25 protein-coding genes and 1 pseudogene are annotated in these 24,001 nt (G+C 41.7%); 2 read left to right on the plus strand and 24 right to left on the minus strand.

The features are described 5' to 3' along the window. Positions 1-43: 43 nt before the first annotated feature. The 3 genes from era to ybeY are packed head-to-tail and all read right to left on the minus strand — an operon-like array spanning position 44 to position 1,833. Entirely contained in the window at positions 44-943 is a 900-nt protein-coding gene (gene era / locus D8847_RS00725) for a GTPase Era (protein WP_125413226.1), read from the minus strand. 16 nt (positions 944-959) lie between these two features. Next, on the minus strand, positions 960-1,355 hold the full coding sequence (locus D8847_RS00730; RefSeq protein ID WP_038806183.1) for a diacylglycerol kinase family protein: 396 nt from the start codon (positions 1,353-1,355) through the stop codon (positions 960-962). Further along, positions 1,336-1,833 (minus strand): rRNA maturation RNase YbeY, encoded by a 498-nt coding sequence (ybeY, locus tag D8847_RS00735; RefSeq protein WP_000275169.1) that lies wholly within the window; start codon positions 1,831-1,833, stop codon positions 1,336-1,338. Before ybeY ends, D8847_RS00730 begins: the two co-directional genes overlap by 20 nt. Before the next feature lie 104 nt (positions 1,834-1,937). Here ybeY and pavA point away from each other — a divergent pair, with 104 nt between their 5' ends. Next, positions 1,938-3,593: an Rqc2 family fibronectin-binding protein PavA gene (gene pavA / locus D8847_RS00740; RefSeq protein WP_125840268.1), complete on the plus strand. Its 1,656-nt coding sequence runs from the start codon at positions 1,938-1,940 to the stop codon at positions 3,591-3,593. A gap of 198 nt (positions 3,594-3,791) precedes the next feature. Here pavA and D8847_RS00745 read toward each other — a convergent pair whose 3' ends face one another. The 11 genes from D8847_RS00745 to D8847_RS00800 all read right to left on the minus strand — a co-directional run bounded on the left by D8847_RS00745 (position 3,792) and on the right by D8847_RS00800 (position 13,805). Then, positions 3,792-4,523, minus strand: a complete 732-nt coding sequence (locus D8847_RS00745; RefSeq protein ID WP_125840269.1) for an NAD-dependent protein deacylase — start codon at positions 4,521-4,523, stop codon at positions 3,792-3,794. A 144-nt stretch (positions 4,524-4,667) separates the two neighbouring features. After that, the gene (deoD, locus tag D8847_RS00750) at positions 4,668-5,378 is read right to left on the minus strand and encodes a purine-nucleoside phosphorylase (protein WP_125840270.1); all 711 of its coding nucleotides are present in this window, start codon (positions 5,376-5,378) and stop codon (positions 4,668-4,670) included. A gap of 287 nt (positions 5,379-5,665) precedes the next feature. After that, positions 5,666-6,376, minus strand: a complete 711-nt coding sequence (locus D8847_RS00760; protein WP_125840271.1) for a type 1 glutamine amidotransferase — start codon at positions 6,374-6,376, stop codon at positions 5,666-5,668. Further along, entirely contained in the window at positions 6,373-7,608 is a 1,236-nt protein-coding gene (locus tag D8847_RS00765) for a chloride channel protein (protein ID WP_185757897.1), read from the minus strand. Before D8847_RS00765 ends, D8847_RS00760 begins: the two co-directional genes overlap by 4 nt. Positions 7,609-7,612: 4 nt before the next feature. After that, positions 7,613-8,422: a purine-nucleoside phosphorylase gene (locus D8847_RS00770; protein WP_125840273.1), complete on the minus strand. Its 810-nt coding sequence runs from the start codon at positions 8,420-8,422 to the stop codon at positions 7,613-7,615. Further along, positions 8,422-8,979 (minus strand): DUF1697 domain-containing protein, encoded by a 558-nt coding sequence (locus D8847_RS00775; protein WP_125840274.1) that lies wholly within the window; start codon positions 8,977-8,979, stop codon positions 8,422-8,424. The genes D8847_RS00770 and D8847_RS00775 overlap by 1 nt, the downstream gene beginning before the upstream one ends. 1 nt (position 8,980) lies before the next feature. Then, positions 8,981-10,192: a phosphopentomutase gene (locus tag D8847_RS00780; protein ID WP_000033119.1), complete on the minus strand. Its 1,212-nt coding sequence runs from the start codon at positions 10,190-10,192 to the stop codon at positions 8,981-8,983. 20 nt (positions 10,193-10,212) lie between these two features. Then, positions 10,213-10,896, minus strand: coding sequence for a ribose-5-phosphate isomerase RpiA (gene rpiA, locus D8847_RS00785; RefSeq protein ID WP_125840275.1), 684 nt, complete (start codon positions 10,894-10,896; stop codon positions 10,213-10,215). A 105-nt stretch (positions 10,897-11,001) separates the two neighbouring features. Beyond that, positions 11,002-11,931: a peptidase U32 family protein gene (locus tag D8847_RS00790; RefSeq protein ID WP_045616960.1), complete on the minus strand. Its 930-nt coding sequence runs from the start codon at positions 11,929-11,931 to the stop codon at positions 11,002-11,004. A 124-nt stretch (positions 11,932-12,055) separates the two neighbouring features. Continuing rightward, positions 12,056-12,736: an ABC transporter ATP-binding protein gene (locus D8847_RS00795; protein ID WP_125840276.1), complete on the minus strand. Its 681-nt coding sequence runs from the start codon at positions 12,734-12,736 to the stop codon at positions 12,056-12,058. A gap of 13 nt (positions 12,737-12,749) precedes the next feature. Then, positions 12,750-13,805 carry an ABC transporter permease gene (locus tag D8847_RS00800; protein ID WP_125840317.1) on the minus strand — a complete coding sequence of 352 codons (1,056 nt, stop codon included), beginning with the start codon at positions 13,803-13,805 and terminating at the stop codon, positions 12,750-12,752. 386 nt (positions 13,806-14,191) lie between these two features. Between D8847_RS00800 and D8847_RS00805 the strand changes: the two genes are divergently transcribed. Further along, the gene (locus D8847_RS00805; RefSeq protein ID WP_125840277.1) at positions 14,192-14,476 is read left to right on the plus strand and encodes a DUF3270 domain-containing protein; all 285 of its coding nucleotides are present in this window, start codon (positions 14,192-14,194) and stop codon (positions 14,474-14,476) included. Between the two features lie 63 nt (positions 14,477-14,539). On the opposite strand, the gene D8847_RS00810 is transcribed toward D8847_RS00805, so the two are convergent. The 10 genes and pseudogenes from D8847_RS00810 to D8847_RS00855 form a co-directional block, all read right to left on the minus strand. After that, positions 14,540-15,877, minus strand: a complete 1,338-nt coding sequence (locus D8847_RS00810) for a sensor histidine kinase (protein ID WP_125840278.1) — start codon at positions 15,875-15,877, stop codon at positions 14,540-14,542. Next, entirely contained in the window at positions 15,867-16,541 is a 675-nt protein-coding gene (ciaR, locus tag D8847_RS00815) for a two-component system response regulator CiaR (RefSeq protein WP_061416663.1), read from the minus strand. Before ciaR ends, D8847_RS00810 begins: the two co-directional genes overlap by 11 nt. A 109-nt stretch (positions 16,542-16,650) precedes the next feature. Continuing rightward, positions 16,651-19,197, minus strand: coding sequence for a M1 family metallopeptidase (locus D8847_RS00820; RefSeq protein WP_125840279.1), 2,547 nt, complete (start codon positions 19,195-19,197; stop codon positions 16,651-16,653). 120 nt (positions 19,198-19,317) lie between these two features. After that, positions 19,318-19,758, minus strand: a complete 441-nt coding sequence (locus D8847_RS00825; protein ID WP_125840280.1) for an ASCH domain-containing protein — start codon at positions 19,756-19,758, stop codon at positions 19,318-19,320. Next, positions 19,755-20,603 carry a putative PEP-binding protein gene (locus D8847_RS00830; RefSeq protein ID WP_125840281.1) on the minus strand — a complete coding sequence of 283 codons (849 nt, stop codon included), beginning with the start codon at positions 20,601-20,603 and terminating at the stop codon, positions 19,755-19,757. Before D8847_RS00830 ends, D8847_RS00825 begins: the two co-directional genes overlap by 4 nt. Positions 20,604-20,644: 41 nt before the next feature. Continuing rightward, the gene (locus D8847_RS00835) at positions 20,645-21,373 is read right to left on the minus strand and encodes a GNAT family N-acetyltransferase (RefSeq protein ID WP_125840282.1); all 729 of its coding nucleotides are present in this window, start codon (positions 21,371-21,373) and stop codon (positions 20,645-20,647) included. A 7-nt stretch (positions 21,374-21,380) separates the two neighbouring features. Then, the gene (locus D8847_RS00840) at positions 21,381-21,860 is read right to left on the minus strand and encodes an NUDIX hydrolase (RefSeq protein WP_125840283.1); all 480 of its coding nucleotides are present in this window, start codon (positions 21,858-21,860) and stop codon (positions 21,381-21,383) included. Positions 21,861-21,870: 10 nt separating this feature from the next. Then, positions 21,871-22,569, minus strand: a complete 699-nt coding sequence (locus D8847_RS00845) for a 3-oxoacyl-ACP reductase (protein WP_125840284.1) — start codon at positions 22,567-22,569, stop codon at positions 21,871-21,873. Continuing rightward, complete coding sequence (locus D8847_RS00850; protein ID WP_049479736.1) at positions 22,562-22,798, minus strand: DUF2829 domain-containing protein; 237 nt, start codon at positions 22,796-22,798, stop codon at positions 22,562-22,564. Before D8847_RS00850 ends, D8847_RS00845 begins: the two co-directional genes overlap by 8 nt. A gap of 91 nt (positions 22,799-22,889) precedes the next feature. Then, positions 22,890-23,915 (minus strand): annotated as a pseudogene (locus D8847_RS00855) (DNA/RNA non-specific endonuclease). Positions 23,916-24,001 lie beyond the last annotated feature (86 nt).

The following is a 24,001-nucleotide window of genomic DNA, read 5'->3' on the forward strand; positions in this document are numbered from 1 at the left end:
CTCCTTCTGTAAAAACAAGAAGCAGGCATGTGCCCACCTCTACTTAATATTCTTTTTCATTATAGCCAAAGTCAGCCAAATCTAGCTTTTTATCACGCCAGTTTTTCTTGACCTTGACCCAAGTTTCTAGGAAAACCTTGTCCCCTAGCATGAGTTCGATATCACGACGGGCCATGGTCCCAATTTTCTTGAGCATAGCGCCACCTTTACCAATGATAATCCCTTTTTGACTATCACGCTCGACCATGATGGTTGCACGGATATGAACCTTGTCTGTCTCTTCGTCCCGCTTCATAGAGTCAACCACTACAGCAACTGAATGAGGAATCTCTTCTCGAGTTAGGTGCAAGACTTTCTCACGAATCATTTCTGAAACCAAGAAACGCTCAGGGTGGTCAGTGATTTGATCAGCTGGGAAATACTGGAAACCTTCCTCTAAATTTTCACTCAGAATATCGATTAGATGAGAAACGTTATTTCCTTGAAGGGCTGAGATCGGAACAATTTCCTTAAAGTCCATCTGATTACGGAAGTCATCAATCTGAGCCAAGAGCTGATCTGGGTGCACCTTGTCAATCTTATTCACCACCAGAATCACAGGAACCTTGGCAGCCTTGAGACGCTCGATAATCATATCGTCCCCCTTACCACGTGGCTCATCAGCTGGCACCATGAAGAGAACAGTGTCTACTTCACGAAGGGTGCTGTAGGCTGATTCCACCATGAAATCCCCAAGAGCTGTTTTAGGCTTGTGAATTCCTGGTGTGTCAATAAAGACGATTTGCTCCTTATCCGTGGTGTAAATCCCCATGATTTTATTGCGCGTTGTCTGCGCCTTGTCACTCATAATGGCAATCTTTTGCCCCATGACGTGATTCAAAAAGGTTGACTTCCCAACATTGGGACGTCCTAAAATGGCTACAAAGCCTGATTTAAATGTCATAATTTCCTCTTACTGTTTAAAATAGTATATCCCAAATGCGTGGGAGAAAGATAAGTGCACCTGTTACCGCAGCAAAAAGAGAGACCACCAGCACGGCACCTGCTGCCATGTCCTTGGCTTTCTTTGCCAACATAGAAAAGTGGTAATGACTGGCTAGATCCACCACATTTTCGATAGCGGAGTTCATAATCTCAAAGGCCACTACCAAGAAAATGCTCATTAGGAGAAAGAGCCATTCGATTCGTGACACCTGAAAAACAAAACCTGCAAGGATAACCACAAGGGCTGTCACTGCATGTTTTCGCATATTGCGTTCTTCTTTGATCGCAGTCAGAATTCCTGTAAGGGCAAATTCTAAACTGGATACCAGGTCACGATTTTTCCATTTTCGTTTATTGTCTTGTGAGTCCATAGGCTGTTAAAATTTCTTCTTGTAAACCGAACATCTCCGCTTCTTCTTCCGGAGTGTAGTGATCATAGCCGTTAATATGTAAAAAGCCGTGTACTGCCAAGAAGCCCATCTCACGCTCAAAGCTGTGACCGTATTCCTCAGCCTGCTCATGCGCTTTATCGATAGAGATAAACAATTCCCCAATATAGGCATCAAACTCAGACATCATCTCTGCCAATTCAGGATTTTCAAGCAAATCCTCTTCGTCAAAGGCAATATCCAACTCTGGCTTATACTCAAGGCTGATGACATCCGTCGGACGATCCGTATCACGGTACTCGAGGTTGAGTTCGTGACTACGCTCATTGGTCACAAAAGTAACTGCCATCTCCTTGTCTTCTTTTCCTATTTTTTGGGCTGCAAATTCCAAAATTTCTTGGGTCTGTTGCAAGATTTCTTGTGAAACTTGACCAGTTTCATCTACCATTTCAATATACATGTACTTCTCGATTCTCTTTACTTGGCTTTATTATACCATATTTCCATGATTTTATTCTACCTTTTTGATATAATACTATGGAATACAATCACAAGGAGAGAACGATGTCATTTGACGGATTTTTTTTACACCACATGATTGAGGAATTGCGAAGAGAGTTAGTCAATGGTCGCATCCAGAAAATCAATCAACCTTTTGAACAAGAGTTGGTCTTGCAAATCCGCAGCAATCGCCAAAGCCATCGCTTGCTCCTCTCTGCTCATCCCGTTTTTGGACGCATCCAACTGACCCAAACGACTTTTGAAAATCCAGCCCAACCTTCTACTTTTATCATGGTTTTGAGGAAGTATTTACAGGGTGCGGTAATTGAGTTCATCGAGCAAATCGAAAATGACCGTATCGTAGAAATCACCGTTTCCAATAAAAATGAGATTGGGGATCATATCCAGGCGACTCTCATTATCGAAATTATGGGAAAACACAGCAATATCCTTCTAGTTGATAAAAGCAGTCATAAGATTCTCGAAGTGATTAAACATGTCGGCTTTTCACAAAATAGCTACCGCACCTTGCTCCCCGGATCGACCTATATCGCTCCCCCAAGTACCGAGTCTCTCAATCCTTTCACTGTCAAGGATGAAAAACTCTTTGAAATCTTGCAAACCAATGAACTAACGGCAAAAAATCTTCAAAGCCTCTTTCAAGGGCTAGGACGCGATACGGCAACTGAATTGGAAAGGCTCTTGGTCAGTGATAAACTGTCTACTTTCCGAAACTTCTTCAGGCAAGAAACCAAACCTTTCCTAACGGAGACTTCTTTTAGTCCAGTTCCTTTTGTAAATCTGGTGGGAGAGCCTTTTACCAGTCTTTCTGATCTTCTGGATACCTATTATAAGGATAAGGCCGAGCGCGACCGCGTTAAACAGCAAGCCAGTGAACTCATTCGTCGTGTTGAAAATGAGCTTCAAAAAAATCGCCATAAGCTTAAAAAACAAGAAAAAGAGTTACTAGCGACAGACAATGCTGAGGAATTTCGCCAAAAAGGAGAATTGTTGACAACCTTCCTCCACCAAGTTCCGAATGACCAAGACCAGGTAGTCTTGGATAATTACTACACGAATCAGCCTATCACCATTGCTCTTGATAAGGCACTAACTCCCAGCCAGAATGCCCAACGCTACTTTAAACGCTATCAGAAACTTAAAGAAGCTGTCAAATACCTGACTGAGCTAATCGAAGAAACCAAGGCTACCATTCTCTATCTAGAAAGCGTGGAAACCGTCCTCAACCAAGCTGGACTGGAGGAAATCGCTGAAATCCGTGAAGAATTGATCCAAACAGGATTTATCCGTAGACGCCAACGTGAAAAAATTCAGAAACGCAAAAAACCAGAACAGTATCTGGCGAGTGATGGCAAAACTATCATCTATGTCGGTCGAAACAATCTTCAAAATGAGGAATTGACCTTTAAAATGGCCCGCAAGGAGGAACTTTGGTTCCATGCCAAGGACATCCCTGGAAGCCACGTCGTCATCTCAGGAAATCTCAATCCTTCTGACGAAGTTAAGACAGATGCGGCCGAACTAGCAGCCTACTTTTCCAAAGGGCGCTTGTCAAATCTAGTTCAGGTAGATATGATTGAAGTGAAAAAACTCAATAAACCAACTGGTGGCAAACCTGGCTTTGTAACCTACACAGGGCAAAAGACCCTCCGCGTTACACCAGACCCAGAAAAAATCGCATCTATGAAAAAATCCTGATTCCAATTGAAATCAGGATTTTCGTTTACAATTACTCTGCAATCAAGGTTTCCAAACCAACCTTCATCATATCAGTGAAGGTGTTTTGATTTTCTCAGCCAGTTTTTAATAACTCTTAAAGAGCGAGATAGTGGTCAATAAATGAGTTAGTTTTCTCTTTCAAGTAACAAGGTTTTGTTGCTATCTTCTAAAATTCTTTTATTGTCTCAATTTCGAAAAGACTTCTCCTATCTTGCCTTCAATGACCAATGTAGCCTGGCTGTCTTGTGGAGTACTGGTTTTATTGATAACGACCAGATTTGTCCCAGAAAAATAGTTTACTAGGCTAGCTGCAGGATAAACAACCAAGGAAGTCCCACCAATAATCAGCAAGTCAGCTTGCCGAATAGCTTGTGCAGCTTGGCTAAAGACATCCATGTCAAGTGATTCTTCATACAAGGTCACGTCAGGCTTGACCACCTTGCCACAGTCTAGGCAGTGGGGAACAGGTCCCTCGAGGGCAAGAAAAGCAGTTAAGTCATAGAAACGTTGACAACCTAAGCAGTAATTCCGGTCCGCACTCCCATGCAATTTAAAGATCTTTTGGGAGCCAGCCATTTCATGAAGACTATCAATATTTTGTGTCACAACAGCCTTTAGCTTGCCTGTCTTTTCCAAAGCAGCTAGATAAGTATGAGCAGCATTAGGCTTGGCTTCTGGATAAATCAGGTATTTCTTATAAAAGTCAAAAAAATCTTCTGGATAGCGCTCAAACATGGTCCGAGAAACGAGTTGCTCTGCCGTAAAATGACGGCCTAACTGATGACTATAAACACCATCTGAACTACGAAAATCTGGGATATTAGACTCGGTTGACACTCCTGCCCCTCCGAAAAAGACTATTCTGTGGCTTTTATCAATCAAATCTTGTAATAGTTCTATTTTATCCATCACATCTCTCCTTAAGCTGAGTTCTAAAAAAGTTGAAAATCAATAGTTGGATTTTCAACTCTTTCTTTATCATTGCTTAGATATTGAAAATAAATCACTTACAACAGTTCTTGTAACTAATGTAATTGAAAATCTATTCTCTGATTACTCTGCAATCAAGGTTTCCAATCCAACCTTCATCATATCAGTGAAGGTATTTTGGCGTTCTTCTGCAGTGGTATCTTCATCTGGATTGACCAAGCTATCAGAAATGGTCATGATAGCAAGTGCATCAACGTGATGTTGGGCAGCAAGATAGTAAAGAGCTGCTGCTTCCATTTCCACAGCCTTAACTCCCCATTTACCAAGCTCGATGTTCTTTTCAAAGTAGTTTGAGTAAAAGACATCTGATGACAAGACGTTCCCAACGTGGGTGGTCATACCGTGTTCTTTTGCAATATGGTAGGCCTTGTCTAGCAAATCAAAGCTAGCGATTTGTGGGAAATCATACTGTGGCCAGTCGTTGCGGATGATGTTTGAGTTGGTTGCAGCTGCTTGCGCCAAAACCAATTCACGGACATGGACATCTTCATTCAAAGAACCAGCAGTTCCCACGCGGATCAATTTCTTTACACCGTAATCCACAATCAACTCACGCGCATAGATAGAAATCGATGGCATTCCCATCCCAGTTCCCATGACAGATACATGGTGACCCTTGTACGTACCAGTGTAGCCAAACATGTTACGCACTTCGTTAAAACAAACAGCATCTTCAAGGAAGTTCTCCGCAATAAATTTCGCACGAAGAGGATCCCCCGGAAGAAGAATTTTATCAGCAATTTCACCCTGCTTAGCAGCAATATGGATAGACATAATTTATGATACAAAGAGCGACAAGAAAACGACTGAAAATTAGGAATCTGACGAGAAATCCTGATTTCTCAATCAGATTATCTATTTTCCGAGTTTTCCGCTCGTGTTCAAATCAGAACACTTCACTCTACCTTTCTTTATTCTAAATGTGATAGTCAAAAGGATACCAAACCCGTCAAAAAGCAGTGGGGTCAATTCCTTTCTTTCTTGATTTTAAATTTAAATATTTCACAGAACAATTAGCCCGAGTTTGACTATAACTCAGATACTCTGCCTTTCTGTAATTCCTAGTTTACCAATGAATCTAAAAATGCATACAGTTTTGCATTCATTTCAGAATAATCGTTTCCACGTAATTCTTCTGGTGTTTGAACAAAAGGCAACTTTTCACTTTGCTCTCTTAATTTCTCCTCACCATCCGCAGTAATTAAGAGTTCTACTGCTTCAGGATCAAATTCCAAATGAGCCTGAAAGGCATAATGTTTTGGACTGAAGCGAATAATTTGGCGTGGACAACCTTGACTGGTCGCCAAGACGACAGCATCCTCTGTCAGCCCTGGCATATCACCGTGCCAGTGGCCGGTTTCTATGTTTTTTCCGAACAAGCTGACATGAGGATCTGTTAGACCTTGCATCGTCAATGTCACAGGATAAACGCCGATCTCGCGCTCTGGACTATGTTCATACTTCGCACCATAGGCAACAGATAGGAGTTGCGCACCAAGACAGACACCAACAATATAGATATCTGCAGCAATCGCTTCTTTCATAAAAGCAAGCTCAGCCTTTGGATCATAGTATGGGAAGTTTTCTCTATCCTCATCAGGTGATTGAGGACCACCCATGACAATCAGAAAATCAATCCCGTCAATTGTTTCAGGAAGAGGTTCTTTTTCATAAACCTTTGTTGATGTAATTTGATGACCTCGTTCTATAGCCCATTTTAGATAAGCACCCGGAACCTCAAAGGTTTCATGCAGTACAAAATGTACCTTCATTGTCCTCTCTCCCATCTCTTTCGAATCACATAAGACATTCCTGCCGCTAGTACAAGCGGTATTGTCAAACTCCAATCCCGACCTGTAAATCCAAGGCTTAGGGCAATAGCCGTTAGAGGAGCATGTAAGGTCGTCCCTAAAAAGACTGTTGCTCCTAGTAGCATTCCTAGAGCTGGATTCAGATGGACGCCAACTACTGTCAAAAGCAAGGTCACTAAGTAACCAGACCCAATCCCCAAGGCAAATGATGGTGTCAAGGTTCCCCCATAGGCACCATTGCGTAAGAGGAGATAAACCAGAAGCCCCTTCATTACAAGAGCCAGTGGAAGATAGGGAACCGGCTGGTGAGATAACAAGGCTTGCGCTAGTACCTGACCATTTCCCATAAAGATAGGGAAAAAGGATACAAGGCTCCCCAACACTAGAAAGGCTAGAGGAAGAGCCCAAAGGATCGTCTCATCCTTGCGCCGTTTACGATTAGCCTGCTTGGCTAAGGATCGAAAAACCAGTGCTAGAGGAGTGACCAATAACGCAATCAGAATAGCTTGTAAGAAACCGCTGACCGACCATGAGACCGCAGATAGGTGATAAATAGCATCCTGACCAACAATGGGCTGAGCCACCCAGGTTGCCAGATAAGTACTAGCCAAAACCAGCAAAAAGTTCTGCCAACTATAGGTAAGTCCTAAGGTCTCAAAGACAAACAAACTACTAGCAAAGGGAACCTGATAGACCGCAGCTAGACCAGCTCCTGCTCCACAGGCAACCAACACCTTTCGTTCTTTGAGAGTTAGAGAGAATCCCTTCGACAAGCGACCAGCTAGAAGAGCCCCAACCTCACGTGGTGCTCCTTCTTTTCCGACCGATGCGCCTGCTCCGACAATCGCAACCTGCATACCTGCATGTAAGAGGTGGGCTAAGAGCGCTGGCTCCCTGTCTCCAGCTAATATAATTTGCTGACGAATAGACAAAATCTTATGGCGCCTTTGCAGGACATACCAGAAGCCAGCTGCCAAGACCCCTGTCACACACAGAACGAGGAATCTACGGAGATCCCCAGCTTCTTGAAATTGCTGGAGCAAATCCGAACTAGTTTGGCCAAAGGCCAGCCATTGCACACTTTCTAGTAAATAATGGCAAGCAATTCCAACCAGACCCGTCCCTATTCCCAATGATAGAGCGGCTAGAAGTAGCCTCAGTCCGTAAGGCAGGCTTTGGAGTCGTGCTTTCATAGGATTAGAGTTCAGCAAGAATAGCTTTAACCAAACCTTTGAAGTCACCTTTAACACGTTCGGTCACTTCCACAACTTCCTCGTGGTTGAGTTCTTCTTGGAAACCTGCAGCATGGTTAGTAATACATGAAATACCGAGAACTTTCAAGCCTGAGTGAGCGGCCACAATCACTTCAGGAACAGTGGACATACCAACTGCATCTGCTCCCAGTGTCTTATAGGCGCGAATTTCTGCAGGTGTTTCATAAGTCGGACCGGTTACACCGATATAGACACCTTCATCAAGCTTGATACCGAGTTTTTTAGCCACTTCATGGGCAGTAGCACGGTATTCTGGTGTGTAGGCTTTTGACATATCAGGGAAACGTGGACCAAAATCATCCAAGTTTTCACCCATCAATGGGTTTTGCCCCGTCATATTGATATGGTCTGAGATAGCCATCAAGGTACCAGGACCAAATCCAATACCTCCAGCTGCATTGGTTACAATGACACCTTCACATCCGAGAACTTTCATCACACGTACTGGGAAAGTCACGACTTCAAGAGGATTTCCCTCGTAGAAATGGAAACGACCTTGAAGAGCCAAGACTTTTCGACCTGCAAGGTCACCATATACCAATTTACCAGCGTGACCAACTACTGTCGAACGGCCCCAGTTTGGAATGTCTGCATAATCTACTACAACTGGATTTTCGATTTCTTCTGCCAATTCTCCAAGTCCTGATCCAAGAATTAGACCAAACTCGGGAGCTTGGATTCCTTTATCTTTCAGGAAAGCAGCTGTTTCCTTGATCTTATCTAAAAATGTCATTATACATCTCCTTTATTATTTTTTAGCATTTGACCTATTTTATCAAAGGTTTTTGCGTTGCGAATGGTGATGTTGCTATAAAAAGGCATCTTGAGCAAGTACTTGTGATAGGCAGTTGCACAGTAGGTTTCTTCAGAGAATTTCCCCCAGAACATCCCAAGTCTTCCAAAATGAACCACTTCATCTTTCAGTTCCAAACTTTCAACTGTCTCAATGACTTGAGCCACATCCAAGCCCTCCGTGTAAAAGAGGACATCTTTTCGTGCCAAATCTTTGGTCCACCAATCTGGCAGATTCTTCAGCTCTTCTTCATAATCTTCCTGACTCAGCAAAGAAAAGCTCTGAATAAATGGATAATGGACTGCAAAGAAAGCCTCTAACTTTTCAACCAATTGGTCTTTGAGAACTCTCGAAGTAAAGAAAATATTGCCACTGTTGATGTAGGTTTCAACCTTTTCCAGTCCCAACTCTGTCAGTTCTTGACGAAGTTGCGCCATGACAACCTTATTTTTCCCACCGACATTAATGCCCCTAACCAGTAAAGCATAGCGCGTCATCTTATACCAATTTATCTAAGAAACTTTCCCCAATCATGGCAGTTTCAACACCAAAGTTATCGGCAACAGTCGCTGAGATATCTGCAAAATGTCCAACTGGAATGACACCATTTCCTTTAAAGCTAGGGCTGTAAGCTAAAAGTGGGATATATTCACGAGTATGGTCTGTTCCTGCATAGGTTGGGTCATTTCCATGGTCCGCTGTAATCAAGAGAAGGTCATTCTCTCTCATGGCTGCGATAATTTCAGGCAAGCGTTCATCAAACTCATGCAAGCAATCACGGTAACCATGAGCATTGCGGCGGTGGCCGTAAAGGGCATCAAAGTCAACCAAGTTTGTGAAGGAGAATCCTTTTTCAAACTCAGCAAGTCCCATGGTCTTCAATAATGTATCAATTCCGTGGCTGTTTGACTTGTTGTGACCCATGTCATGATTGATACCAGCTCCGTTAAAGATATCGTTGATTTTTCCAACAGCGTAAGTATCGATGCCTGCTTCGTTCAATTTATCCAAAACAGTTGGTGCAAATGGAGAAACGGCCAAGTCACGACGATTTGCTGTACGAGTGAAGTTACCAGGCTCACCAACATATGGACGAGCAATGATACGACCTAGAAGGGCAGGACGCTCAAGGGTAATCGAACGAGCGTATTCACAAATACGGTACAATTCATCCAAAGGGATGATGTCTTCATGGGCAGCAATCTGCAAAACAGGATCTGCTGAAGTATAGATAATCAACTCCCCAGTTTCCATCTGACGTGGTCCAAAGTCATCGATAACAGCTGTACCTGAGTAAGGTTTGTTGGCTTCACGAATGACCTTGCGTCCTGAGAATTCTTCGATTTTTGTCAAGATTTCTTCTGGGAATCCGTTCCAGAAAGTATCGAAAGGCTCGGTAATATTGAGTCCCATGATTTCCCAGTGTCCAGTCATGGTATCCTTACCAAGTGATACTTCTTCCAATTTCGTTGCATAACCTGTTGGATTGCTTTCAGCTGGTACAGTCTTCAGCGGTGTTTCGCGAGGAATATTTCCTAGGCCGATTTTAGCCATGTTTGGCACATTCAAACCAACTGTTTTTGAAATGTGTCCCAGTGTGTCAGAAGCTCCGTCTGGAACCCCTGCATTGACAAAGTTATTGGCATCTGGTGCCGCACCGATTCCTACAGAATCCAGTACTACCAAGTGAATACGATTAAATTTTGACATAGTGTGCCTCCTTTTATTTTCTATTTTCCTTTTGTTGAAGTTAAAATCTGAACCCCGTCTCGTCCAGCAACGATGACCTTATCCACCATTTGGTTGAATAAACCGTGCTCTACGACACCAACGATATGGTCCAATTCTTGCCCAAAGGCAATTGGATCTTCAATGACATCCAAGGCTAGGTCAATGATAAAATTCTGCATATCGGTTACAAAACGCTGACCGTCTTTTTCACGGAAACTTGGTTTGTAGCCAGCTCGCTCAAAACGACGAAAAACCTGTTCTGCGCCATACTGAACCACTTCCACAGGCAATTTAAAAGCACCTAGTTTCTCTACCAGTTTGCTTTCATCCACCACCCAAATGTATTCTTTTGAGGGCGTTGCAACAACCTTCTCCATGAGAAGGGCCCCACCACCGCCTTTGATTCCGTTAAACTGGCTATCTACTTCATCCGCCCCGTCAACCGTCACATCGACAAAGTCCACTTGATCAATCGACTTGAGCGGGATGTTAAGACCTTCAGCCTGCTTACTGGTCACACTGGAAGTCGTTACAGCAGTAATCTGCAAACCTTCTTCCTTAATCCGACGACCTACTTCCTCTACGAAATAATAGGCAGTAGAGCCGGTTCCTAGTCCAACTACCATGCCATCCTTGACAAACTCAGCAGCCTTGATACCTGCCATCTTTTTCAGATTCTCCACTTAAACACCTCCATTAAAGAGCTATTTTTATTATAACATGTATCCGTTTTTATTTCATGGATACACTGGAAAAACCCGAACATTTTTATTTCGGGTTTTGGTGTCCTATTTAACCATATCAGGATCGTAATCATAGAATCCTGTGTCGAGGAAACGGTTTTTAGGGTGTAACTTGCGCACTTCCTCATCTAACAAGAAGGCTTGGTCATGGCTGAATTTACCCTCTTGAATCAAGCTGCGTGCTTGGACAAAGAGTTTGGCAATTTCTACAAAATTCTGACCTGGTGTATAGAGCCCCTCTAGCTTCCAGTGAGTAAAACCATGCTCTACCAATTCTGTCAATTTGGTCATCAAATCAAGGTCATTGTTAGCAAAGATGTGGGTACCATGATTGTCTTCAAAGATAGAGTAATGGCTCTCTGGGTCACTCGGTTCTGCTAAGAAGAGATCACGTTTACGTGTCTTTTCATCATCGATATGTGTAAAGTTATAGTAGTTTTGTAAGAGCGGACGCTTAGAATGGTGGATGACACTAGCACCATAAACCAATACTTCAGCAGGAATTTCCAAAATCTCAGGCATCTTGAAAAGCTCAGCAGATGGAATCTCGCGCGCCAAAACCGCCTCAGATGCGCCAGCCTTTTGACCCCAGAAGTTAATCTGACGACTGCTTGTCACCATGGTTGAAGCATCATAAATGGTCTTAAAGGAATAGCCATCACGATTGACCACGTAAAAAACACCTGCATCCCCAACTGTGATGTAGTCTGTTTTGATTTCTTCCAAGAAGTCTAGGAAAGGCTTGATTCGGTCCATCATATCTTGGTGCATGAGGGCATTAACCGCAACAATCAATTCCTTGCCTGCTTCATGAACCAACTTAGCGATGGTGCGTAAGTCTTCATAACTAAAAGTCGTTGGCAGACGAAGGCCAAAATCTTTCTCACCAACATAGATACGATCTACGCCAGCTTCGAGTAGTTGTTCAACTTGTTCAATACTTTCAGCAGTTGCTGTAATAATAATCTTTTCCATAAGAAAAATTATACCACATTTCTCAAAAATCAGCTATGGGTACTGAGAGTTTCACAAAAAGTTAAACTCATTTCTATTTTTCCCAATCAAAAAGTGAACAGTAACTTGTACCATGCACTCTATTTTATGCATGTGTTTCTTCAACTAGGTGACCATCATTCATGACATAAATACGATCAACCTTATCAAGAAGACGGGTATCATGCGTAATCATAACAACCCCTCTTCCTTGTTCATGGGCAATGGCAGCCAGCATCTCCGTTACTTGGTAAGCACGCTCGGTGTCTAGACTGGCTGTCGGCTCATCTGCAAGCACAATGCTTGGATTGTTATAGAGCGCTCTAGCTATCGCCGCACGTTGACGTTCGCCACCTGATAAAGCCTTTGGATAATGATCTTTTACTTTTTCCAAATCCAACAAGTCAAACAGCTCTTTTCGGTCACTTTTATTATTTTTCCCCTTATCCAGTCTGTCAATCAAATCCAGCTGTTCCTTGACTGTTAGAAAAGGAATTAGGTTTGAAGCCTGAAGAATGAAACCAAACTCTCTAAAACGGAGGTCTGTTTTCTCCTTCTCCGTCAAACTGCCTGTTTCCTTCCCCTTTACTAGAATCTTTCCACTCGATGCTTCCTGAAGTTGTCCTAGAGTTGTTAGAAAGGTTGTCTTGCCAGAGCCAGAAGGCCCAACAATAGCTACGAACTCTCCCGTATTTAGCTGAAAATTCGTCTCATGCAGGGCAACGACTTTCATCTTTCTTTCCCCGTAGGTTTTTGTAACTTGAGTCATTTCAATCAATGCTGTCATACAATTCTCCTTATCATTCTGCAATTGCAGTAATCGGGTCCACCTTTAGCAAGCGTGGAAGTGAAATGACACCACCTAGAAGGGCCATCAAGCAAATTACCAAACTTAGGACAGAGTAGGCTATCCAACTTGGGTAGAAAAAGAAGGTAGCTGGTAAGACTAAAATCACTCCACCAATAGCAAGCAAGGCTAAAGCAATCCCCATACCAGCTAGGAGGAAAATTTGACAGAAAAGAGACCATACAATGGTTTTGATCTGTATTCCCTGAGCTCGCATTATTCCATAAAGTCCTAGTTTTTGGATGGTAATAATATAAACAAAAATACCCACAATCAAGCCTGTGATGACAATCATAGCAAGAATCATCCCTAAAAACACATTAACCTGAGGTGTGTAACCAGGAATTTTCGATATCATTTTTGGGATGGAAATCTGTTTCAGTCCATCGCCAGCCACTTCTATATCATTTTTCAATGCCAAGGCAGAGACGGAACGATTGGCTTTCAAGGTTCCTTGTAAGGTCCAATAAGTTGTCAGACTCGTAAAGACAACAGGCTCAGTGAAAAACTTATTTCCTTGAGTCAAGCCTACGATCTTGTAACTTGTATCGCTTCCATTGAGCTGAATGGCATCGCCTAGCTTAATCCCATAGTTCTCAAAAGACTGATCCACGACAACCTCATCATCTCCTTCAGGATAACGACCCTCCGTCAAACTAGGTGAGATAAAAGCGTCCCAGTCTTGAGCAAAAATGGAAACATTGACCTTTTCACTACCATCAACTAGATTGGTCACAGCGAACATATAGCCCAATGGAGCAGCCTCTTCAGAATTTTTATCCTTGTAGTCCTTTTCAGGGATAAAAGATGCTGTCAAATTATCATTTGCGTAGTCGGATAAAACGACACCCGTCGCTTGCCAATTATCAATAGCGGCCCGGTTGTTCCGCACAAGACCAAGAGCTAGACTGGTCATAAAAAAGACCATAAAAGCGATAAGAAAAATGGTAGTTAGAATCAAACTATATCGAAGTTTGTTTCGTACTATTTCTTTGATAGCAAGATACATGCTTATCTCCTTCAACTTTCCCCCAGAGGTAGCAACAAGGCCACCCAATCCAATAGACAGAATCTCTGTCCTTCCATCCATTCAAAACAACTCCTACCTATTCTTTTAAAATGAATCAGGGTAGCAACTCAACAAATCATCTTAGGAAAAAGCCTCAGCTTGCTATCAATTTATATAAGTTATCCTTTCCTTTCTCAGTATATTTATAATAGAGAAAGTCAGGTCATCTGTTTTAAGTGTAACATCCATGCTATCACTTTCTCTAGTGGGTGTCAAGAAGAGTGACTTAGAAGATGATAAGAGACTTTAGTAGTTTTGTAACAATCCTGTAATAATTCTCAGCATAAAAAATGATAAAATAGTTAGGTACTGTTAAGGAGAGAATCATGCCCGCAAGAAAATTAGAAGCTTATGAGTTTGAACAAACTCCCGAATCGAATCAAACTCCGCTTTATCAAAACTATACACTGGAAGCACCTGTTAGCTCCAATTTAAAAGAAATTTTATTTTTTGTAAATATTGCTTGTTTTTGTATTTTTATGGTGTTTTTTAGTTTTATCTTTTTAGCCTTAAAATTGAACACAGCTTTATCATTTGTTGCTGCTATGGGGGCAAGCTTGGTACTCCTCCAACTCCAACGAAAGATCATTAAACGAAAAATTTCAAAATAAAGGTTGGTAGTGGTACCAACCTCTTTTCTAGTTATCAAAAAAGACAGTTTTAAAACTGTCTTTTTATTTATTCTTACGTTTGGGAGGAGATTGGATAGCAATTTTAACTTCAAAAATCGTTCCTCTAGGTTTGTTATCTTTAACGGTAATCGTTCCTCGTAAGGCATCTACGATCTGCTTGGCCAAAGATAGTCCTAGACCAAAACCACCTTTCTGACGGGTTCTCGCCTTGTCTACACGATAAAAGCGGTCAAAGATTTTCTTCTTATCGGCAGCTGAGATCCCAATTCCGTTATCCGTTACGGATAGATAGAGGTGGCGATCCGTAGCATGGACCACAAACTCAATTTTTCCATCTTCTTCAGTATACTTGATAGCATTATCAAACAAGATAGTCATGAGCTGTTTTAGGAGCAACTGATCGGTCATGAAGGAACGATAAATCCGATTTTCATATTCAAAAACACGATCATTTTCAGAAGCAATCAACTCATAGTTAGCAAAGGTTGTTTTAAAGAATTGCGGAGAAACTTCTGCTATTTCTGGTTTGATTCCATCATCTCGACGTGCAAGATTGAGAAGATTTGTCGTGAGGAAACGCATGTTGCGAACTTCTTCAAGACTAGAAGCAATGCTTTCGCTGGATTCCATAATCGTCGCTTCTGGTTTTCGAAAGAGAGTCTCTAAACGATTTTGTAAAACAGCCAAAGGCGTTCTCAGTTCGTGACTCGCATTTTCTACAAAGGACTTCTGCTTTTGCATACTTTCCAGTAAGGGTTTGACACTGACACGTGCCAGGTAAACACTGGCAATTAAAGACAGAAGCCAGAAACTAGCCATGACTACAACAATTAAATGCTCGTGGTTTTGGCTAATTTGCTCAAGCTGGCTAGTATTGATTAAAACCGCCGCATATTTGACATTACTTGAAACAGTGGATGAATTGGTTTCCATCAAGATCATTCGGTAGGTTTCTTCCTGACCGTAGCTATTGACAACTTGAATTTGCCGAATGTGATTCAACTCTTTCTTGTCCAGTTTGATCTTGTCCAAGCCTAAAAAGCGATTGCCTAATAAGAGCTGATTAAAATCCTTGTCAAAGAGCAAGACTTCCGTATTGGAGCTGACATTGGGCTTGATTTCAGCCTTGCTGGCATCCGCTGTTGCTGGTTGAATATCTTTGACTTCTTCAGTTGCCCGATTAAGGGCTAATTGGATAACAGCTTGAGGGCTAGTGCTAAGGGCTTGTAGTTTTTCATCTACAGAAGTGTAGAGACTCGAGTGCATGACCTGGAGGATAATCAAGGTCATAGCAGAGAAGATTAGGGTGAACACTCCAAAGTTTCGAATGAAATAGCTGAAATCATCCGCATACCATGTTTTTTTTAGTTTATTGAACATCTTTTAAAATATACCCGACACTACGCAAGGTTTGAAGATTTTCAGCAAAGGCTGTTCCCTTCAATTTCTTACGAACTTTTGAGACATAGACTTCTACAACGGAAATCGTCGTATCGCTATCAAATCCCCATAGACGGTCAAAAATTTGCGTCTTGGGAAGAATAACATTTTGATTTTGAAGGAAGTAAACCAATAACTCAAACTCTTTTCCGAGTAGTTCCACAGGAGTATCTTCCACCTTCACTTCATTCGTTGAAAGGTTGACGACAATATCCCCATAAGTCAAGGTGTTTTCGTTAAACTTGCCTGAACGTTTGAGAAGGGCTTGGATCCGCATTTTGAGTTCTTCTAGGTAGAAAGGCTTGGTGAGGTAGTCATCTGCCCCCAACTCAAAACCATGTCCCTTGTCATCCAAACTTTCCTTAGCAGTCATGATTAGGACTGGTGTGGAGATCCCTTTTTCTCGCAACTCTTTTAAGACTTGGAAGCCATTTTTTTCCGGTAACATCAGATCAAGCAAAATCAAGTCATAGACGCCACTTTCAGCTTCGTAGAGACCTTCTTCTCCATCAAAGACCTGCATAACATCTGCAAAATCATCTAAAAAGTCAAATACTGAGTTTGACAGACCTAGGTCATCTTCCACTAATAGGATTTTTATCATCAGAAACTCCTCCTTGTTATGATTATTATACCAAAATTGCCTTAAAAAAAACTCAACTCTCTCTTCTTTTAAGATAGAAAGTTGAGTTTTTGTTTACATTTTGAACGAATTAAGCTTTGGCATATTGAGCTACAACAGTTTCTACTGCTGCTTTCTCACGCTTAATCAAGTCAACACGCGCTGCGATATCCTTGATCCCCATACGAATGTTACGGCTAAGCGCAAGGTCAGAAAGTTGTGGCTCAAAGAATTCCTTGTACTCTGCCAAGCGTTGCTCTGTCTTAAATACGTGGGCAGGTAGGATAACAAAGCTATCAAAGCTCATATCCCCACCAAGGGCTGCCTTAATCCAATCCCAGTTTTCACGCGCCCATACCCAAACAGTTTCTTGAGTTGTTTGATGATCTAGGAACTGGTAATACCAAGCAGACAAGTCTTGTGGTTTCACCACAAATTTATCCTTCCATGAACGAATCAAGGTTTGGATATTGTCAGCATCTGTACTGTATGCTAGAGCAGCTGCCAACTGGCGTTTGAAAACAGCATCTGTGGCATGAGTGTAGAGGTCCAAATAAGTTGCGACTAAGTCCTTGGTCTCGTGGTGTTTCATCTCATTGATGAGAACTTGAGCACGGATGGCTGCTGGAAGGCCTGCAAGATTTTCCTTATGAGCTGCAAAGATTTGGCTAGCGACTTGACTAGCTTCTGCATCATTTGAGCGAATCATCATAGAAACAGCCAACTGACGAACCAATTCATCCTCATCTGATTCTCCATCTTTGGCTTCAAAACCAAGACGGTCATAGTTGTGACGAGCCAATTTAGCAACCAGTGCTTTGAAGGCTGTTTCAGCATCCGTTCCTTCATCAACAAAGCGCTCAAGGGCAGAAATCACTTGAGAAATAGCTGAAACGACAAGGTAAGATTCTTCCTTAGCAAGTTTATCAAGGACTGGGAGCAAGTCAGCATAAGAAATGTGCCCTGCTTCAGCAAGCAAACGACGTTCTTGAACGATTTGCAGTTTACTTGTGTTATCAAGTGTTTCTAAGTCAGAAAGAACAGCTTCTAACAAGTCTCCTTGATAGTCTGTAATGTAGTGGGCTGTATTTTCAGTGTTGAGACGAAGTGCTCCTTCGTTTTCAGCAAGAAGAGCAGCATAGCCAGGGATTTCGATACTTTCAGTTTCAAGTGTATCTGGTAGACCCTTCCAGTTGCTGTTGAGTGGCACCACCCAGAGACGATTCTTGTCTTCATGCTCACCGATAAAGAATTGTTTTTGTGAAATCTTCAAGACATCATTTTCAACTTTGACAGTGAGAACTGGATAGCCAGGCTGTTCCAACCAAGAATCCATGAAGGCTGCGACATCACGTCCTGATGCCTGACCAAGGGCATTCCAAAGGTCACAACCGATGGTATTACTGTACTGGTGTTTTTCAAAGTAGGCATGCAAACCTTTAGCAAAATCAGCGTCGCCTAGCCAACGACGAAGCATGTGCATGAGACGGCTTCCTTTGGCATAGACGATAGCACCATCAAAGAGCGTATTGATTTCATCTGGGTGTTTGACTTCGACATGGACAGACTGAACACCATCCGTCGCATCGCGTTTAAGCGCAGCTGGAACACCACCTGTTTGGAAGTCTTCAAAGATATTCCAACTTGGTTCGATGGCATCCACACAGACGTATTCCATCATGTTTGCGAAGCTTTCATTGAGCCAAAGGTCATCCCACCATTTCATAGTCACGAGGTTTCCAAACCATTGGTGAGCCAACTCATGTGCTACAACTAGGGCAACTTGTTGACGGCTAGCAAAGGTTGAGTTCTCATCCACAACTAAGTACACTTCACGGTAGGTCACAAGACCCCAGTTTTCCATAGCACCAGCTGAGAAGTCAGGAAGGGCGATGTGAAGTGATTGAGGGATTGGATACTTAACTCCATAGTAATCTTCGTAAAACTCGATCGAGCGAACGGCGATGTCCAGTGAGAAATCAAGGTTAGATAATGGGTGGGCTTTGGTTGAGTAGACACCTACAAGGGTACCGTTTTTAGTTTTAGCGGTCACCCCTTGCAAATCACCTGCTACAAAGGCCAACAAGTAAGAAGACATGCGAGGTGTTGTCTCAAACTTCCAGATGCCTGTTTCCTTGCGGTTTTCAACATCGATTTCTGGCATGTTTGACAAGGCCAATTCACCTTCTGCTTGGTCAAAACGAAGAGCAAGATCAAAGGTTGCTTTGGCTTCTGGCTCGTCCACACAGGGGAAGGCTTCACGCGCAAAATGGCTCTCAAACTGAGTAGACAAGACCTCCTTCTTGACACCATCAACTGTGTAATAAGAAGGGTAAATCCCTGTCATGTTGTCTGTAATCTTTCCTGAAAAAGCAATGACTAATTCAACTTGACCTGCCTCAGCCAATTCGATATGAAGGGCTTCATTGTCATGATCAACTGTAAATGGACGAGCTTGACCCGCAACTTCTACAGAAGCGATTTCCAAGTCTTTTTGGTGAAGGGAAATACGGTCACTCTGTGCTTGACCAATGATGGTCACCTTTCCAGAAAAGGTCTTGGTCTCACGACTCAAGTCTAAAAATAAATCATAGTGTCCAGGAACAAATTGGGTAATAAAATGTTCAACTGCTTGCATAGTTTTCTCCTATTCTAAGTTTAAGAGCTGCTGCTCTTCTTCAAACAAACTTATTATATCATGTTTTGCCTAGAAAAAAGGATTGAACGGTAATTTCCAAAACTTTCTTCCTTCTGCAGTCTACAGTGGGTAGACCTTGCGAAATTCTTCTAAAACAACCTTGCTGTCAGGTGTAAAAGTCAGTCCTGCTTCTCTCATCCACTCGGTGAAACAGTCTTCATGAACCTGACACCAATAGGCTAAAGATTTGTCTCCCTCACCTTCCTTGTAGGCGTGGTCTGCAGAAACATGATTGAAAGGCTGAACGGAGACCTTGGTAATTTCGACAATGCAGACAGCCCGATCTTGGCCATCTAAAATGATATCAAAAGTTCCTTCTTGTGGCAGGGGTTCGTTATCAACTGCATAAAGATCATAGGCTGAGGCGGTTGCTGTCTTTTCGCCTCTTAGAACTAAGTCTGCCAAGAGATCGGCTTCCACTCCAAAAGCCCAGGCATCTATCTCATCGCCGATAGAGGAGTTGATTTGCTTGTATGCTTTCCACATTTCTTGCGGTGTCATGGGTTGCTCCTTTGTAATTTTTTACTTACTTTTTTTACACGTTTGAGGTGTTCTGGATGGTCAATCTCTAAATTAAAAATCTCTGGAATAGAACTGTAGTGGATAATGCATTTGATACCCATCTGATTCATTTTTTCTATGAAAGAAACATTCAGATAGCCTGCTACAGCAAAGTCAATCTTTTTCATCCTTGCTTTATCCTGCATATCTCTTAGCATATCTAACATTATTGGACTTTCCACATCATGCCATTGACTGTTTCTCACAGTCGCAAAAATAAAAGAAGTCAAATCATTCATTCCAACTATAATCTTTGAAATACCAGTTTCCAGTATCCTGTCCAAGTCAAAATAAGCTGACGGCAATTCAATCATTGTGCCGATTTTCCCAGTAAAACCATGCTGACGCAGTACTGTAATAGCTTGCTTTAACTGCTCAGCATCATTGACAAAAGGAAAAATAACAGACAGATTGGGATTGGTTTGATAAATTTCTGTAACGACATGTGCCTCAGCCTGAAATTCATCCGGACACGCCAATAAACGCCTAGTTCCTCTATTTCCAAATAAGGGATGATTTTCATCAAAATACTCTTTAGTCCCCTTTAGACAATTAGCTTCTGTATTCGTTAATTCTGAAAAACGATACCAGACTTCTTCACCTGAGTACAAGGAGCAAATGGTGTCTAGATAATCTTTTACAAATTGCTGACACCTTGGTAATAGGATATTTTGATTGAGCTCTCTCAGTAAGTATTCCCCACGAATCATACCGACGTGGTACAATAACTGAGGATAAACTTTTTCGTCAAGTTTTTCGCCACTAAGGGCTAGCTGGTTTTTCATAGCCATTCACCTCGTCTTAAAAGATACAATATCAGATATCATTATATGAAACTTTCTTCCAGTTCAAAAGCTTCATAAGGTTCAACTAACTCATATCCTAAAAATTCTGCTACTTTTTTGGAAGCCTCGTTATGAGCATTCCAAAGAGGAAACATATCTCTATTTAAACTCTCTAGAATCATTGCAGCACCAAGCTTTTTAGCAAAGCCATTTCCTTGTTCGTTTGGTCTAGTTGCAACTTCCACTTCAACTGCTCCACGGTAAACTAACCCTGAGGAAATCCCAGCAATCAGTTCATTATTTTTAAGAACCACAAAGCCAAATCCACCTTTTAAAACAAAATCCTGATAGGACTCAAAATCCCCCTGTAAATCTTGTGACCATTCTTCCTCAGAAAAGCAGTTATAAATATGATTATCAATAGACACAATATTGTAACCTTCCTCTAAATGAGCAACTAGATCATTTAGAAATTCAACTTGAAAATTTGCCTTATCTTTAAAAGAATAGCGAGTAAAAGAATTTAGCTCCACTTTCCGATGCAGAAAATCTTGCCAATTAGTATTTTCTGAAATAATAATCTTATAATCTAAACCATATTTTCTAACAAAATCTTCCCAAAATCTGGAATTCAACTCCCCTGCTAGGTATAGAAAATTCCCAACATCATAAAAGCTTGTTGTCCTATCACTGTTTTGGTAGACAGTTCCGATTTGAGATTTAAGACCATAGAGAACCATATTTTTCTTCCATGTTTTAAATAATTCCATTATCCCCCTACTTCACCTTCCAATTTCTATAGCTTGTCATATCTAATTCTGGAAATCCTAGCAACTCTGCCTTAACCTGCAACACTAAAGGAGAAGCATTATCGGCAGTAATTTCTTCCAAATTCAACCAAAGTACATTTGCTGAATCATTACTTCCATCAAGAACCTCCTGAGAAATTGAATTTTGAGAATGTTCAAAATCGAGTGCTATATCATAAAAGGCCATGATATGGTGTACTGCAAAGTCTTGCCCTTCTTCTTGAACCAGCACATCATAAATCCTAGGATTAGCGTAACCTTTAAGCTTATATCCTGTCTCTTCCAGAACTTCTCTCTTAAGGGTTTCTGTCAGCCCTTCACCTACTTCCTGGCTACCACCAGGTAGATCATAACGATGTTGATAAGGGCCTCTCGTTTTTTCAATGCAGAGTAACTTCCCATTTTCAAAGCAAATACCATAGACTCCAAAGTGATTTTTGATTTCCATCCAACTCCTCCTACTTCAAAGACCAACCACCATCAATCGTGAGGATTTGCCCTTGCATGGCGCTCGCTTTTCCGCTTGCTAAGAAAAGGCTAATCTCTGCTACTTCCTCTGGCTCAATCCAGCGCTTGATTGGCGTTTCACTAGCCACCCAGTCAGCCAATCCACCTGGCTCAAAGTCCGCAGCGGTCATAGCTGTCTTGACCGCTCCCGGAGCGATACCAAAGACCTGAATCCCAGCTTCTGCATAGTCTAGAGCCAACTGCTTGGTAAAGCCAGCTAAGGCATGCTTAGACGAGGTATAGGCGTGACCACCTCCACCAGCTAGGCTAGAAGCAATCGAACACATATTGATAATGATTCCCTTTTTACTTTCCAGCATTTGTGTCAAATAATGTCGTGTCATCTCAACTGGAGTCACATAGTTGATTTCAAAGATCTCTTGAATTTCCTGCGCTGTCTGTTCCAAAAGTGGTTTGTAAGCATCCAAAACTCCAGCAGTATTGCACAAAACATCCACCTGAGGACACCAGTCAAAAATAGGTTCCAAGTCCAAGGTCAAATCCCTCTGTAAAAAGTGGAAATCACCCTCTAAGAGTGGATTGTTGCCTTTGTCAACTCCATAAACTTGATAACCCTTCTCTAAAAAGAGTCGAGCTTGAGCCAGACCAATTCCTGAACTTACTCCCGTAATCAATACACGTCTAGTCATGCACTTCTACCCAATCCGTCGCCAAAACATCACAAGGTGTCGGACTCCACATGGAAAAACCTTCCCCTTCTCCAGACACGTTGATTAGGAAATAAGGCGTCACTTCAAGTGCAATCCCGTTTTGTTCGATAGTGTCAAAAAGCTGCACATAGTTTTCAGCCCCTCCCCAACCAGTTCGTACATATTTTTTCTTAGCCTTTAATCCAGGCAAGATTTCTTCAAAAGTCATGTTGTTCTCCTTTAATGCTACATTATTAATTTAATTATAACAAAAAACCGTTTTCCAACGGCTTTTTGACTGCATATCTACTAAATTCTTCCTACCACTGCAATCCAGCTTCTCTGATTTCTTTCTTAGAAGCAAATTTACCATTTGGTCTGTGCCATCTCCCTTTTCTATCTCTGAAGTAGCCACCTGAATTTGTTGATTGCGAATTTGATTCCTGGCTTTCTTCCTTTTCTTGTGCGGCTTGGCGAGCTTTTTCTTGCTCTTCTTCTTTTGCTTTCTTTTCAGCCGCTTCTTTTTCTTCAGCCTCTTTCTTGGCTTTTTACTCAGCTTCCTTCTTAGCCTTTTCTTTTATCTTTGCATCTTCAACTGTATTTTTAGCAGTACCATCCAAATAATTGATTTCCGCATTAGCTGAAACATTGTCTAAAATAACATGCGTCACAGAATACTGATCAACCTTTTCCTTACTACCACCCAACTTGATTTCCAAGAGTTTGCCGTTTTCATCTATTCCCACATACTGCAATTCAATCTGTCTCGGAATCAATTCATCTTTCTGATAGATTGGGGTCACCTTGTAGTCAAGATGGTAGTTCGGATGATTGGCCAGCCAAGAGTCCAACCGATTTTCATAATAAATCATGCTACTTTGGTTTTGATCATCTGTTCCAGAATAATTTCCAGCATTGAGCCAGTTTGTCATCGGGACCAAGTTTTTCTTTTCATCATTCAATCCGCTAAACTGGTAGCCAATCAAATGGCCTCGATTCATCAACCAAGCCTTTTTAGAGCTATCACCATAAAAAAATTTATAATTGTGCCATCCAACTGGATCATAAGTCAACTTGGACTCTCTCTTCTCAGTTGGCTCATCGCTGTCCTTAAGTTGAATATGAGCACCCGTTGCGCGTGATTTATAATCCAATTCCCCAAGTTCTAGCTGCTTTTCATTTTTAAAAGGCAGGAGTCCAGCTTCTTTAAACAACTTTTCATCGAACTTAATTTGCTTCTGTTCAATTTTTTCTTCTGGAACCTTTGATTCTACCTTATGTCCAGAACAAGCAACTAGTGTTGTGATCGAAAGCAAGGCAATTGAGAAGGATAGTAGCTTTTTCATAAAAATCTCCTTTATTTTTATATAGTGATTAGATTAATATCTCCTATTTCATTCTACTATCATTTTGCTAATTATTCAAGAATAAA

It is taken from the genome of Streptococcus mitis (assembly GCF_003942795.1).
GTDB lineage: Bacteria > Bacillota > Bacilli > Lactobacillales > Streptococcaceae > Streptococcus > Streptococcus mitis_BJ.

Excerpts from the sequence above, each read along its gene's own strand:
- era (WP_125413226.1), bottom strand. The coding sequence starts at position 943 with ATGACATTTAAATCAGGCTTTGTAGCCATTTTAGGACGTCCCAATGTT.
- D8847_RS00730 (WP_038806183.1), bottom strand. The coding sequence starts at position 1,355 with ATGGACTCACAAGACAATAAACGAAAATGGAAAAATCGTGACCTGGTA.
- ybeY (WP_000275169.1), bottom strand. The coding sequence starts at position 1,833 with ATGTATATTGAAATGGTAGATGAAACTGGTCAAGTTTCACAAGAAATC.
- pavA (WP_125840268.1), top strand. The coding sequence starts at position 1,938 with ATGTCATTTGACGGATTTTTTTTACACCACATGATTGAGGAATTGCGA.
- D8847_RS00745 (WP_125840269.1), bottom strand. The coding sequence starts at position 4,523 with ATGGATAAAATAGAACTATTACAAGATTTGATTGATAAAAGCCACAGA.
- deoD (WP_125840270.1), bottom strand. The coding sequence starts at position 5,378 with ATGTCTATCCATATTGCTGCTAAGCAGGGTGAAATTGCTGATAAAATT.
- D8847_RS00760 (WP_125840271.1), bottom strand. The coding sequence starts at position 6,376 with ATGAAGGTACATTTTGTACTGCATGAAACCTTTGAGGTTCCGGGTGCT.
- D8847_RS00765 (WP_185757897.1), bottom strand. The coding sequence starts at position 7,608 with ATGAAAGCACGACTCCAAAGCCTGCCTTACGGACTGAGGCTACTTCTA.
- D8847_RS00770 (WP_125840273.1), bottom strand. The coding sequence starts at position 8,422 with ATGACATTTTTAGATAAGATCAAGGAAACAGCTGCTTTCCTGAAAGAT.
- D8847_RS00775 (WP_125840274.1), bottom strand. The coding sequence starts at position 8,979 with ATGACGCGCTATGCTTTACTGGTTAGGGGCATTAATGTCGGTGGGAAA.
- D8847_RS00780 (WP_000033119.1), bottom strand. The coding sequence starts at position 10,192 with ATGTCAAAATTTAATCGTATTCACTTGGTAGTACTGGATTCTGTAGGA.
- D8847_RS00790 (WP_045616960.1), bottom strand. The coding sequence starts at position 11,931 with ATGGAAAAGATTATTATTACAGCAACTGCTGAAAGTATTGAACAAGTT.
- D8847_RS00795 (WP_125840276.1), bottom strand. The coding sequence starts at position 12,736 with ATGACAGCATTGATTGAAATGACTCAAGTTACAAAAACCTACGGGGAA.
- D8847_RS00800 (WP_125840317.1), bottom strand. The coding sequence starts at position 13,805 with ATGTATCTTGCTATCAAAGAAATAGTACGAAACAAACTTCGATATAGT.
- D8847_RS00805 (WP_125840277.1), top strand. The coding sequence starts at position 14,192 with ATGCCCGCAAGAAAATTAGAAGCTTATGAGTTTGAACAAACTCCCGAA.
- D8847_RS00810 (WP_125840278.1), bottom strand. The coding sequence starts at position 15,877 with ATGTTCAATAAACTAAAAAAAACATGGTATGCGGATGATTTCAGCTAT.
- ciaR (WP_061416663.1), bottom strand. The coding sequence starts at position 16,541 with ATGATAAAAATCCTATTAGTGGAAGATGACCTAGGTCTGTCAAACTCA.
- D8847_RS00820 (WP_125840279.1), bottom strand. The coding sequence starts at position 19,197 with ATGCAAGCAGTTGAACATTTTATTACCCAATTTGTTCCTGGACACTAT.
- D8847_RS00825 (WP_125840280.1), bottom strand. The coding sequence starts at position 19,758 with ATGACACCGCAAGAAATGTGGAAAGCATACAAGCAAATCAACTCCTCT.
- D8847_RS00830 (WP_125840281.1), bottom strand. The coding sequence starts at position 20,603 with ATGAAAAACCAGCTAGCCCTTAGTGGCGAAAAACTTGACGAAAAAGTT.
- D8847_RS00835 (WP_125840282.1), bottom strand. The coding sequence starts at position 21,373 with ATGGAATTATTTAAAACATGGAAGAAAAATATGGTTCTCTATGGTCTT.
- D8847_RS00840 (WP_125840283.1), bottom strand. The coding sequence starts at position 21,860 with ATGGAAATCAAAAATCACTTTGGAGTCTATGGTATTTGCTTTGAAAAT.
- D8847_RS00845 (WP_125840284.1), bottom strand. The coding sequence starts at position 22,569 with ATGACTAGACGTGTATTGATTACGGGAGTAAGTTCAGGAATTGGTCTG.
- D8847_RS00850 (WP_049479736.1), bottom strand. The coding sequence starts at position 22,798 with ATGACTTTTGAAGAAATCTTGCCTGGATTAAAGGCTAAGAAAAAATAT.